We start from the raw sequence: 13,573 nt of genomic DNA on the forward strand, positions 1-13,573 counted from the left end.
TCCTTCATTATTTGGCACATGTGGTTTTATCGCATTGAGTTTGTTTTTTCCACTTTTATGGTCTTATCATCGTGCTTGGTACACATTTTTTGTCATGATTTTGCTTATTCTACAAGGAATTTCCTTAAGCATGATTGAGTCTCCATCAATCGGTCAGTTAATGTATGACAGTATTGTTTATTGTCAAAATTATGGATTGTTGGCTTGGGTTATAGGGCAATGCATTTTTATGATTTTAAGTTTGATGTTTATATTTCACGAATTTAGAACATAAAAGAATGAGTGATGTGAATGAAATATATTCGTTATTCCCCCATTTTTAGTTTGGTGCTGACATCATTGTCTATCTTAATGTCTTTTAATCATGATCCAGACATGGTGTATGGTAGGCTAAGGTTCTGCAGAGCTAATTTATTTTTCAGAACTTAACGGCTATATGACCAATGAACCTATTTTATTCGCTTATATTGCAATATTTGGTTTGCTGTGCGAAATGGGTTATTTTTTAAAATCAAAGCATTTATTTATAGTTCTCAATGTCATTTTTTAATGTTTTTAGCCGTTCCTATGAATATATTTTTTGGCTACACCTTTTTATCGGGTGATCTACGACAGTATTCATTTATGTGATAACAATTGGCTATTTTTAGGCGTATTTTTTTGTTATTGCCTTATCTTTACCTGAATCTATTTTTTAGCGCACATAAAAAAGCCAATCCGTAGATTGGCTTTTTAAAAATCACATCAAATGATGGTTAGACAACTTGGTCGGGATATTCAACCTGTTCGCCATTGCGATAACTTGCAATACGCGTTTGATCTGGACTAAAAACAGGTGCCGTAGAGTCCCAAGGCCAACCACCAAAATGAGTTTCAAAGTAACGTGAAAATGCTACTTGTAACTCATGTTGAGAGTTCAATACGAAAGGTCCTTGCGTTGCAACAGGTGCACCAATCGGTTCACCTTCAAGCCACAAGATTTTTGTCATGGTCGAACCTGCTTTAAGCACAATCTCTGCATCGGGTTTTAACTCAAGTAAACGTTTTACAGGCGTGTTTTGTCCTGCAATATTTAAAGTATCACCTTCATAAAAATAGGCAAAACGTGTTGATGTTGCACTCGTTGCAGGAATGGTTAATTCAGTATTTGCATCAAGTGCGATCATGAAAATATTCACTTTATTTTCTTTCGCAAATGCCCATGAATGTGGCGGTTGTGCCAAACTCCAATGGTCATTAAATTGCCCTGAAATCACACGTACATCCGTTTTGCGTCCTTGAGCATTCGTGCTCACAACATGCGGAATATGTTCACGCCAAAACATTTTATAGACAGCGTGTTCTTTTTTCTGTGCAGGCGATGAGTTAAACCAAATTTGGAATAATTCCAATGGATTTTCTTTATCTTGATGCACAAGTGGGAACATTTCACTGTGTTCTACACCATTGCCTGTACTTTGCCATTGCACATCACCATCTGCATAACGACCTGAATTTCCTAAAGAATCAAAATGATCAACCGTACCTTGCTCGACTAAAGTAATGGTTTCAAAGCCAGTATGTGGATGTGCAGGGAAGCCAGGCACTGTTTCACCGTGATACATGCTGTAGCGTGCATCAGGAGTAGATGGAATAGTGGGTGCCATTTGTGCATTACCTTGAGGATAATGGTCAATATGATGCATGGTCACAATAAATGGGTCTTTTAAGCGAAGCTGCATTTGAATCGCTTCAGTTCTATAAATTACGTTGTTTGACATCATATTATCCTTATTCTGATACATTTAATTTGGCATAAATGTATATTGATTCACATATATTTGAGGGCGTTGTTATATTATTCAATGGCTAATCTGTCTATGTCGTGAGAACACAATTCATGTGCGTTTCAGCATGATTTTTTATGGTTTAAATTGATATGTTTGATCGATGATTTTTATTTTTGTTAAAAGCCTTTGATTTTAGTGATTGCATGAAATGTAAATGAATTACGCTGTGTAAGACTATCTCTCATCTGCATTACAGCGTAAAATATGACGTTCAATTTTTAATTTCAGGAAAGTGCATCTGTGCCTAATCAGTTAAATGTCGATCAATGGGTCATGGTACGAGATCGCCATCGTTTAAGTCGGCTGAAAAAAGGTAAAGAGGCTAATCCTGAAAAATATGATGAGCTTTTTGAAAAATCAAATCAACAAGTACGCAAGCGTTTGGCTAGCCTTCCGACCATTAAGCTTAATCAAGATTTACCTGTCACGCAGTATGCCGATAAATTAATTGAAGCCATTCAAAACAATCAAATTATTATTGTGGCTGGTGAAACAGGTTCGGGTAAAACAACGCAGTTACCGCAAATTGCCATGCTTGCAGGGCGTGGCTTAACGGGTATGATTGGGCATACGCAACCTCGTCGTTTGGCCGCTCGTAGTGTGTCACAACGTATTGCGGAAGAAGTCGGTGAAAAACTCGGTCAATCGATTGGTTTTAAAGTTCGTTTTAATGAACAAGGCTCGAATGATTCTATTGTTCGATTAATGACTGATGGTATTTTACTTGCTGAACTGACCAATGACCGTTATTTAAATAAGTACGATACAATTATTATTGATGAAGCGCATGAACGTTCGTTGAACATTGACTTCATCATGGGCTATTTAAAAACGATTGTAAAAAAACGCCCTGATTTAAAAATTATCATTACCTCTGCAACCTTAGATGTAAATCGTTTTAGCGATTACTTCAATGGTGCACCAATTTTTGAGGTTGAAGGGCGGAGTTTTCCTGTTGAAGTGATTTATCGCCCAATTTCAGAAATGACTATTGGCGGTAGTGATGATGATGACTTTGATGATTTTGAAGAAAATCTACCTCGTGCAGTGGTACAAGCGGTTGAAGAATGTTTCCAGGATGCGGAAAGTAAAGGGCATCCTGAACACGCCGATATTCTGATTTTTGCAAGTACTGAACTTGAAATTCGAGAATTACAAGAAACCTTGCAAAAGTTTGGACCTAAACACACGCAAGTTTTAACACTCTATGCACGTTTAGCACTTGCAGAACAACAAAAAATCTTTAATCCATCAGGTGGTGGACGACGGATTATTATTGCCACCAATGTTGCAGAAACTGCCTTAACCGTGCCGAATATTCGCTATGTCATTGATAGCGGTTTTGCTCGTATTTCACGTTATAACTATCGTTCTCGTGTACAACGTTTACCGATTGAAGCAATTTCACAGGCGGCGGCTAATCAGCGTAAAGGGCGTTGTGGTCGTATTGCACCTGGTGTCTGTATTCGCCTGTTTAGTGAAGAAGATTTCCTAAGCCGTCCTGAGTTTACTGAACCTGAAATTAAGCGGACTAATTTGGCATCGGTGATTTTACAGATGCAAAGTTTAGGCTTAGGTTCTGTTGAAGAGTTTGACTTTATTGAGCCACCTGATCATCGTTTAGTGAATGATGGTCGTAAATTATTGATTGAATTGGGCGCAATGAATGAGCCAACTCAAAATAATTTAAAAGCTAATTCCACTCTTTCTCAAAGAGAGGACAGAGGAGATTTAAATAAAAAAAATCCCCTTCAATCCCCCTGTGTTAAAGGGGGACTTAAAAGTGAACTCACCAAAATTGGTCTACAAATGGCAAAAATGCCGATTGACCCACGCCTTGCAAGGATGATTTTGGGCGGTGCACATTTTGGTGTTCTCAATGAAGTTCTGATTATCGTGGCAGCACTTGCTGTTCAAGATCCGCGTGAACGGCCTGCAGAAAAACAAATGCAGGCAGATCAAAAACACGCACTATTTAAAGAAGCTGATTCAGACTTCCTGTTCTACATTAAGTTATGGAATACGCTGACGGAAAACCGTGAAAATTTAAGTGAAAATAAACGCCGCACATTTGCAAAACAGCATTACTTAAGTTGGTTGCGTTTACGTGAGTGGAAGAAAACCCATGAGCAATTGGTTGATTTAGCGCAAGGTTTAAAACTTTCTTTTAATGAAAAACAAGCAAATTATGAAAATCTACATCGTGCATTACTGACAGGTTTATTATCTTTTATTGCCAATAAGACTGATGAACGTAATATTTTTATGGCAGTACGTCAGCAAAAAGCACGTATTTTTCCTGCATCAACCTTGCATAAAACCAATACGCCTTGGGTCATGGCATTTGAAATGGTAGAAACTTCTCAGGTTTATTTGCGGACTTTGGCAAAAATTGAACCTGAATGGATTTTACTTGCTGCACCTAATTTATTGAAACATCATTATTTTGAACCGCATTGGGCGAAAAAACCTGGTGTGGTGAATGCTTATGATCAGATTTCGTTATTTGGTTTGATTATTGAGCCAAAGCGTCCGACCAATTATGAAAAAGTTGATCAGCCTGCTGCGCATGAGATTTTCCTACGTGATGCATTAACTACAGGTAATTTAGGTATATCACCACCATTTTTAAGACATAATTTACTTAAACTTGAAGAAGCTGAGCGTGTTGAAGATAAATTACGTCGTCGTGATTTAGTGGTCGATGAAGAAACGATTTATCAATTTTACGCAACTAAAGTGCCAACTGAAATTGCGAGTCGCCGTAGTTTCGAAGATTGGCGAGCGACAGTAGAATTAAAAAATCCGCGCTATTTATTTGCTGAAGACGATGATCTATGGATGAACGACCATCCAACAACGCAACAATTCCCTGATTATTTACATAATGGTCAGTTACGTCTTGCTGTAAGTTATCGCTTTGATCCAAGTCATGATGAAGATGGTGCAACAGTTAAAATTCCTGTGCAAGCCTTACCACAAGTCGATGAAAATATTTGGTCATGGGGTATTCCTGGATGGCGTTTAGATTTAATTGAAGCATTGTTAAAAGCTTTGCCTAAAGATAAACGACGAAATTTAGTACCGATTCCCGATACAGCTAAAAAGTTGCTGAAGGCAGTAGATGCGCAGCATTTAAATGGGCATATCTTTGATTTTCTTGCCTATCAATTGCGTGGTGATCAAATCACTGCAAAAGATTTTTCTTTTGAGCGTATTGATCAATATTTGATTCCATTCATTATTGTGGTAGATGAAAAAGGTCGCACGATTGAAAAGGGTCGCCACCTTGATGAACTAAAAGCTCGCTGTCGCAGTGAAACTCATAGTCCTGTAAAGCAATTGAAAGGTGAGTTTAAAACTTTCCCTGATTCATTTGTTTTTGAAGCCTCTCAAAAAGTGACAGGCGTAGTCGTCAAGCAATATCAGGCACTTGTACCCACGAAAGACTTCTCAAAACTTGATGCGAAAGATGAATCAGGCGTGGTGATTCAAACTTTTAATGATCAAAATGAAGCGATTAAACAGCATAGAGAAGGTGTGATCCGTCTCGTTCACATGCAATTGGGCGATTTGATTCGTCAGTTGAAAAAGCAAATTTCAAAACCTTTGGCATTGGCATATTCACCTTTGGGCGATAAGGCCCAACTTGAGCAAATGCTTGTCTACGCAACTTTACAAATGACAATCAAAGATTTACCGATTAATGCTGAAGAATTTGCGACATTATTGCTAGAACTCAAAAAGACATTCCTCAGTCATGGCCAAGATGCTTTGAAAATGATTAGTGAAATTTATATTCAATGGCAAGAAATTCGTCACAAATTGTTGATGTTAGATCAAGGCGTTTTCGGCAAGAGCATGGATGATATTGAAGATCAGTTAGATTTAATGGATTTATCTCGTTTTGTCTATAGCAAACCTTCCGACATATGGCAGGAATATCCACGTTATTTAAAAGGATTATTATTGCGTTTAGATCGTTTGCCGAATAATCTAAAACGAGATGAGGATGCGATTAAAGAGATTGATCCATGGATGGATAAGTTATTTAAATTTAAAAATGATATGCGTTTAAAAGAATTGTATTTCATGGTTGAAGAGTTACGAATTTCATTATTTTCACAGCCAATGAAAACCAAAATGCCGATTTCGCCTACACGCTTGCAAAAAGTTTGGGAAAAGCTCGGAATCAGTTAGAATAGAAACAATTTGAAATATTTGTAAATTAGGAAAAGGAGTTTTACATGGGCATCCGAATTACAGGTACAGGTCTTTACCATCCTGAAGAAGTGATTACCAATGAAGAGTTGGTTGAAAGTTTAAATGCTTATGTGGAACAATTTAACAGCGAAAATGCTGCAAAAATTGAATCGGGTGAGATCGATGCTCGTCGAGGTTCAAGTGCTGAATTTATTGAGAAAGCATCAGGTGTTAAACAACGCTATGTAATTGAAAAATCAGGCGCATTGGACATCAATCGTTTACGTCCTCGCCTTGAAGAACGCGCTGATGAAGAGCTTTCAATTCAAGCAGAGTGGGGTGTTTTTGCTGCTAAAGAAGCGATGGAAAATGCAGGTGTTACGGCTGAAGATATTGATGTGGTAATTTTGGCATGTTCAAATTTACAACGCGCATATCCTGCTGTTGCGATTGAAATTCAAACAGCACTTGGTATTCAAGGCTATGCGTATGATATGAATGTAGCATGCTCTGCTGCAACATTTGGTTTGAAACAATCTTATGATGCGATTAAGTCAGGTGCACGCCGTGTATTGTTAGTCAATGTTGAAATTACATCAGGTCATACTGATTACCGTTCACGTGATTGTCATTTTATTTTTGGTGATGTTGCAACAGCATCTATTATTGAAGAAACCATAACTAAAACAGGATTTGAAATTGTAGATACGCATTTATTCACGCAATTCTCAAATAACATTCGCAATAACTTTGGTTTCTTAAACGGCTCTGAATTGACTTCTCGTGATGATAAACAATTCCGTCAAGATGGGCGTAAAGTGTTTAAAGAAGTGTGCCCACTTGTTGCAAAAATCATTACCAAGCAATTGGCTAAAAATGAGATTGAACCAGCCAATGTAAAACGTTTTTGGTTGCATCAAGCCAATGCCAATATGAATGAATTGATTCTAAAATTGGTTGTAGGTAGAGAAGCTGCTGAAGCTGATCCTGCCTTGGTTCCCATTATTTTGGATGAGTTTGCCAATACGTCTTCAGCAGGTGTAATCATTGCATTGCATCGTACGGCTGATCAAGTGAATGACGGGGAATATGGCGTGCTGTGTTCATTTGGTGCGGGTTATTCTGTAGGTTCGATTCTTGTTCAAAAGCGTGTGGTTTGATTATTTCTAAATCTTTCCCTCTTGTGTAGCGTCGCTACTCACCTTTGAAAAAGAGGGTAACTCCTCCCTTTACTAAAGGGAGGTTGGGAGGGATTAAGTTGTTTAGGAAGACAGCATGACCCAAAAAAAACTAGAAATACAACATAATCCAAAATTATTACGTGCAATCAGTGCATTGCAACGCTTTTATTTTCGCCCGACATTCTTAGGTACAGAAAATCTTAACTCCAATAAACCTGCGATGTATGTGGGTAACCATACGATTTATGGCGTACTGGATTCTCCAATTCTGATCGATTATTTATTCAACGAACATAAAATTGCCATCGTGAGTTTGGCAGATCACATGCATTTTCACATCCCTCTATGGAAAGAAGTCGTAAAGCGAGTTGGTGGGGTTGATGGTGTTCAAGAATATGCCAAAGAAGCGATGCGTCAAGGTTATTCTATTCTTGTTTTTCCTGGGGGGGGGCGTGAAGTGATTAAACGCAAAGGTGAGGCATATCAACTTATTTGGAAACAACGGTTTGGTTTTTTAAAATTGGCACAAGAATTTGGCTATGATATTGCACCTTTTGTGGCTTTAGGTGGTGATGAAGTTTTTGAATTAGGTTTTGATGCCAATGTTTTACTCAGACAGAAATGGTTCAATAAAATTTTAAGCCAACCTAAAATTGGAAAATTTCTGAGAAATGGTGAGGTAATTCCTTCTATTCCAAAGCATATTATTCCGAAAAGGATACCATTCTATTTTAAATTTATGCCCCGGCTTCCAATTTCTCAGATCGAAACCATGGATGATATGATTGATTTTCGAGATGAATTACAAACTTTGCTTTATGCCGAAATTGAAAATTTAAAGCAGTATCGTAAACTCGATATTCAACAAAAAAGTAAGAGTGAAAGAGAAAGCTAAAATGGGAATATTCGAAGTTTAGGTGGACTGACTACATAACGATAATATTGGAAAAACCATGTACACAGCATCCTGCCTTTGCAATGGCATACAACTCAAAATAAACGCTGAAATTTCACAGATTTTTATCTGCCATTGTCAGCAATGTCAAAAAGCACAAGGAACAGCTTTTGTTGCGATTACGACTATTCAAATGAAAGATTTAATAATCACTCAAGGTCAAGATTTGCTTGGTGAATACTATGCTACGGAGAATAAAAAGCGAGTATTTTGTCGAAGATGTGCATCGCCATTATATAGCGCACGTTCTGATTTACCTGATGTTATCCGTTTGCGCGTGGGTATTATTAACGAAGTACTCAATATTGAAATAACATCACACGCATTTACGAGTGAAAAGGCGGATTGGTTTGAGATTTTAGATGATCATCCGCAGTTTACTCAGCATGTTCAGCCATCACAATAAAATGAATTTATTCACCTAAGAAGAAGGTGGGGCAAATACGCTCTTTTTAGCGATTGGTTTTTAGAGTGGAAGGGGTCAGACAAGGCGGAAAAATTTTATAAGCATCGCGATTGTTAATTCTAGTGCGAATGACACATGAGCCAGCAAAGTCAGGTTATCGTTTGTGGATGGATGATCTCCGTTTTAACAGTACATTATTGCAATTATTACGACAAAATTTTGAAATTGATATTCGGAACTTGATTCTTTGCCGGGCGATGATGATCTACAAGTGAATTTGAAAAAGCCCAATATAGAGCTGAAAATATTGTTGTCCTAAGTCAGTTCAGATTGGCAAAAAATCTTAAAATTTCTACAAGATGGGAAATTGACAATGTTCAACACTTTTGTAATGGTGTGCTTTGGTATGAATTTTAAGCGATGAAAGCAATGGAAACAAATAACAAGACAAATAACGATCCGAATTTTTATCGTGTCATTGTGGTTGGTGGTGGTTTTGCAGGTGTAGGTGCTGCTATTAAGCTCAAAGAAGCAGGTATAGAAGATTTTATCTTACTTGAAAAAGCGCATGAAATGGGTGGAGTCTGGCGTGAAAATACCTATCCGGGCTGTGCTTGTGATGTACCATCAGCATTATATTCTTATTCATTTGCACCGAATCCTGCATGGTCGCGTGTATTTGCTGAGCAAAAAGAAATTAAACAGTATTTGTTTGATGTCGTTAAACATTATGATGTGATGCCGCATGTCCGTTTAAACTGTGAAGCTTTAAAAGCGCAATGGTGTGACGTAGAGAACTGTTGGATTATCCAAACAGCACAAGGGGAGTTGCGCTCGCAATTTGCTATTTTAGCTTGTGGTCCAATGCATGAGCCTGTATTACCAAAAGTAAAAGGTATTGAGGATTTTAAAGGTGAGATTTTTCACTCATCGCAGTGGCGGCATGATCTTGATTTGACAGGAAAACGTGTGGCTGTGATTGGTACAGGCGCATCTGCAGTTCAATTTGTACCACAAATTCAACCTTTGGTTGAAAATTTGACTATTTTCCAACGTACAGCACAATGGATTTTACCTAAATCAGATATGCCATTAGTTAAACCCTTACGTACACTGTTTAAATTACTACCAATCACACAACAACTGATGCGTGGTTCGGTATATGGAATATTTGAAACGATTAATGGTGGGATTCAAAGTACAGCAGCCATGAGGGAATTTCAAAAATTGGCACAATGGCATCTCAATCACTACATTAAAGACAAGACTTTACGTGCCAAATTGACTCCGAATTTTATTATTGGTTGTAAGCGTATTTTACAATCGAATAATTGGTATCCGAGCTTGGCACAGCCGAATGTTGATGTCATTGCGAGTGGCTTAGCAGAAGTACAAGGCAATGTATTGATTGCAAGCAACGGTGAACGGGCTGAAGCAGATGTGATCATTCTTGGAACGGGTTTTGAAATTGCTGAACCACCTATTGCCAATCGAGTTTATAACCGTTTTGGGCAACGTATGTCTGAAGTTTGGCAGGGGAGTCCTGAGGGCTATATGGGCACGATGGTTGCCGATTGTCCAAATGGTTTTTTGATGTTTGGTCCAAATGTCGCTGTTAGTTCTTCTGCATTTATTATCATTGAAGCACAGTTGAATTACATCGTTGATGCATTAAAACAGGCAATTGAACTCGACATTCAAACCATTGAAACGGATCCGTTTGTTATGCAATTGTTTAATGAAAAAGTTCAGGCTGCTTTGCAAAAAACGGTTTGGAATACGGGTGGTTGTCAGAGTTATTTTATTGATCGAAATGGGCGTAATAGTACAGTATGGCCGTGGACGACCTTTAAATTAAAAGAACAAATGCATCGATTTAATCTTGAAGAGTATCGTATAGATTATCATGCAGAGGTAGAAAAAGCTGATTTATAAATTCTAGGAATACATGTTTACATATATAAATTTAAAGGATGAATTTATAAAAATACTTTTAAAATGAAATTAAGGAAAATAAAAATGTTCAACAAACAAAAATTAATAGGCAAAGTGATTGCGATTACAGGTGGCGCACGAGGTATTGGTTTGGCTACAGCAGAAACTTTAATTGCTCAAGGTGCGCAAGTCTGTATTGGTGATTTAGATTTTGAGCTTGCAGAGCAACAAGCAAAGCGAATTGGTGCAAAAGCATTTGCGTTAGATGTGCGAAACCCTGAAAGTTTTAAAATTTTTATAGAGGATACCATTCAGCATTTTGGTGGTTTGTATGCTTTAGTGAATAATGCGGGCATTATGCCAATGGGTGCTTTTTTAGATGAATCGGCAGTACTGACGGATACACAAATTGATATCAATTTACGGGGTGTTATTTATGGAATGAAACTTGTACTGCCGACATTATTACAACAAAAGCAGGGACATATCATTAATGTATCCTCACTTGCAGGTTATTTTGCATTACCAGGTTCTGCGGTTTATTCAGCGACTAAATACGCCGTGATTGGTTTGACGGAAGGGGTTGCTGGTGAACATCGAGATTCAGGGGTAAGTTTTACCGCCATTTTACCAAGTAAAGTACTGACAGAACTGTCCTCGGGAACGGAGGAGGCGGGTAAAGTAATTCCATCGGTGACGCCACAACAAGTGGCAGATGCGATTTTACTGACCTTATTAAAGCCTAGGTTATTCATCGCTGTGCCTGATTATTTACGTTTGGTACATCGTAGTTATATTGCATTACCACAATGGGCACAAAAAGGCGCACGTCGTATTTTAAAAGATCAACGGATTTTGACACAGCTTGATCATCAAACTCGTGCAGGCTATGAGCATCGCTTAAATGATCTCATCGGGAAATAAAATAATGATAAACATGCTAGCTAAGAAGATCTTGATTTAATAAGCTTGATCTGCTTGAGGCTCTTAAAATTGTACAATTTTAACTGTGATGAAAATGACTGACCCGACTATTGCAAAAAAATGAATTAACATTCATTTTAGTTGATATCGATTACAAATAAAGGAAATAGCGATGTCTTTGCAAGGAAAAACACTTTTTATTACTGGTGCGAGTCGCGGAATTGGTCGTGAAATTGCCCTGAAAGCCGCAAGAGATGGCGCAAATATAGTGATTGCTGCAAAATCGACTACAGAGCATCCAAAATTAGGCGGTTCAATTTATACCGTTGCAAAAGAAGTCGAAGAAGCAGGTGGAAAAGCATTTGCTATTCAACTTGATGTGCGTGATCAAAATGCCGTTGCTGAAGCCATGAAACAAGCGGCCGAGCATTTCGGTGGCATTGACATTGTTGTGAATAATGCAGGTGCAATTAATCTCGCAGGTGTAGAGACCTTAGATCCAAATCGTTTTGATTTGATGTATGAAATTAACACCCGTGCGGTGATGGTCTGTAGTCAAGCTGCATTGCCATATTTACAAAAAAGTGAAAATCCGCATATTTTAAGCTTATCTCCACCGCTGAATTTAGATCCAAAGTGGTTTTCAACCTATGCGCCTTATGCAATTACCAAATATGGCATGAGTATGTTAACCATTGGGATGAATCAAGAGTTTGAAAAATTTGGCATTAGTGTCAATTCACTGTGGCCAAGAACATTGATTGCGACAGCCGCCGTAGAGTTCTCACTCGGCGGTGCAGGTAAAGCACTTTTCCCAAGATCAAGAAAACCAACCATTATGGCTGATGCAGCCTATCAAATTTTAATCAGTCAAAATCGTGCTGTAACAGGACGTTTAATAATTGATCAAGAAATTTTAATTGAGCGTGGTATCACCGATCTTGATCAGTATCGTTATGAAGATTCTGACGAAGAATTGATGGTAGATTTGTTTGTAGAACCATGATTTAAAAAATAAAAGTGTAAGAAAGATAGATGCATTTACTAGCAAAAGCTTGAGTCATCTGTCTTTTGACTTTGAGAGAAATTGCTCAATGGTCTTATTCACTTTAGAGATAAGGTACGAAATAAGCATTGGCAAGACATCAAAAAAAGCTCAAAATAACCATAGATTGAAATTCATGGTAGAGAAGTTTTTTAGTGTTCGAATTGGACTGTAAGTTACTCAGTATTTTTTACTATATTTATAAATTTAAAAGTGTGTCTTCAGCGGCAGATTATCTTGCCATGAGTCAACCTGCGGTCAGTAATATTCTGAATAAAATCCGTGCGCATTATAATGATCCATTATTTTTACGTATTGGCAATGAAATGATACCAACGGAATTGTCCAAGCAACTTTTCCCATTGGTGAGTGAGGCATTAAATAAAGTCGAAATTATTAATAATTTCACCATTAATTTTGATGAACAAGCATCACATCAGCAGTTTACTATTGCGATGACGGATGTTTCTCATTTGGTATTATTGCCGAAAATTTCTCAATATTTAAAAAAACATGCACCTCATATTAAATTGAATGTTCGTGCTATTACCTCTGAAACAAGCTATCAGATGGCGAATGGTGAAATTGATTTAGCGGTAGGTTTTTTGCCACAATTGGAAAATGGCTTTTATCAGCAAAAGCTTTTTGAACAATACTATGTGGTTCTTGCATCGAAAGATCATCCTCGTTTAACGCCGAATCATTTAACAGTTGAGCAGTATTTAGCAGAGTCTCATATTGATATTGATGCAGGAATAGGGCATTACCATATTGAAAATGAATTGCTCAATTTAGAATTGAAACGTAATATTTTGATGCGTATACCAAGTTATTTGGGTGTGGGGCTTGTGGTACAAGAAACCGATGCAATAGCCACTGTGCCGTATTACTTGAGTGAGGTTTTACTTGCGCGAGGAAATTTACAAATTTTTGATGCGCCAATCGCCTTTCCAAGTTATGGTGTAAAACAGTATTGGCATATGTCATGTCATCATAAAACTAGTCATCAATGGTTACGTCATATGTGTTATGAAATTTTTAGTCAGGTTAATGAGCCACATTTGAGATAAAAAGAGTATCGAAACATTTGAGTGT

General features: G+C 37.7%; 9 protein-coding genes and 2 pseudogenes. 10 read left to right on the forward strand and 1 reads right to left on the reverse strand.

Annotation, left to right across the window (positions count from 1 at the left end; translation table 11 throughout):
• Positions 1–274: pseudogene (locus tag ACK1JC_RS15405) on the forward strand (hypothetical protein); the annotation flags it as partial.
• Positions 275–755: 481 nt separating this feature from the next.
• Here ACK1JC_RS15405 and ACK1JC_RS15410 read toward each other — a convergent pair.
• Entirely contained in the window at positions 756–1,760 is a 1,005-nt protein-coding gene (locus ACK1JC_RS15410; protein ID WP_409512755.1) for a pirin family protein, read from the reverse strand.
• A 309-nt stretch (positions 1,761–2,069) separates the two neighbouring features.
• On the opposite strand from ACK1JC_RS15410, the gene ACK1JC_RS15415 reads away from it, so the two are divergent.
• From ACK1JC_RS15415 to ACK1JC_RS15455, 9 genes and pseudogenes are all read left to right on the forward strand, one after another.
• Positions 2,070–6,029 (forward strand): DUF3418 domain-containing protein, encoded by a 3,960-nt coding sequence (locus tag ACK1JC_RS15415; RefSeq protein WP_409512756.1) that lies wholly within the window; start codon positions 2,070–2,072, stop codon positions 6,027–6,029.
• Positions 6,030–6,076: 47 nt separating this feature from the next.
• Positions 6,077–7,192, forward strand: coding sequence for a beta-ketoacyl-ACP synthase III (locus ACK1JC_RS15420; protein WP_409512757.1), 1,116 nt, complete (start codon positions 6,077–6,079; stop codon positions 7,190–7,192).
• Between the two features lie 115 nt (positions 7,193–7,307).
• The gene (locus ACK1JC_RS15425; protein WP_409512758.1) at positions 7,308–8,108 is read left to right on the forward strand and encodes a lysophospholipid acyltransferase family protein; all 801 of its coding nucleotides are present in this window, start codon (positions 7,308–7,310) and stop codon (positions 8,106–8,108) included.
• 58 nt (positions 8,109–8,166) lie between these two features.
• A complete protein-coding gene (locus tag ACK1JC_RS15430) occupies positions 8,167–8,574 on the forward strand; it encodes a GFA family protein (RefSeq protein WP_409512759.1) in 408 nt (135 codons plus the stop codon).
• A 19-nt stretch (positions 8,575–8,593) separates the two neighbouring features.
• Positions 8,594–8,816, forward strand: a pseudogene (locus ACK1JC_RS15435) (DUF4011 domain-containing protein); the annotation flags it as partial.
• Between the two features lie 187 nt (positions 8,817–9,003).
• A complete protein-coding gene (locus ACK1JC_RS15440; protein WP_409512775.1) occupies positions 9,004–10,509 on the forward strand; it encodes a flavin-containing monooxygenase in 1,506 nt (501 codons plus the stop codon).
• A gap of 84 nt (positions 10,510–10,593) precedes the next feature.
• Positions 10,594–11,433 (forward strand): SDR family oxidoreductase, encoded by an 840-nt coding sequence (locus tag ACK1JC_RS15445; protein ID WP_409512760.1) that lies wholly within the window; start codon positions 10,594–10,596, stop codon positions 11,431–11,433.
• 172 nt (positions 11,434–11,605) lie between these two features.
• The gene (locus ACK1JC_RS15450; protein ID WP_409512761.1) at positions 11,606–12,439 is read left to right on the forward strand and encodes an SDR family oxidoreductase; all 834 of its coding nucleotides are present in this window, start codon (positions 11,606–11,608) and stop codon (positions 12,437–12,439) included.
• A 194-nt stretch (positions 12,440–12,633) separates the two neighbouring features.
• A complete protein-coding gene (locus tag ACK1JC_RS15455) occupies positions 12,634–13,548 on the forward strand; it encodes a LysR substrate-binding domain-containing protein (RefSeq protein ID WP_409512762.1) in 915 nt (304 codons plus the stop codon).
• The last annotated feature ends 25 nt before the right edge of the window (positions 13,549–13,573 follow it).

Origin of the sequence: Acinetobacter sp. TY2 (assembly GCF_046269225.1) — a bacterium.
Lineage (GTDB): Bacteria > Pseudomonadota > Gammaproteobacteria > Pseudomonadales > Moraxellaceae > Acinetobacter.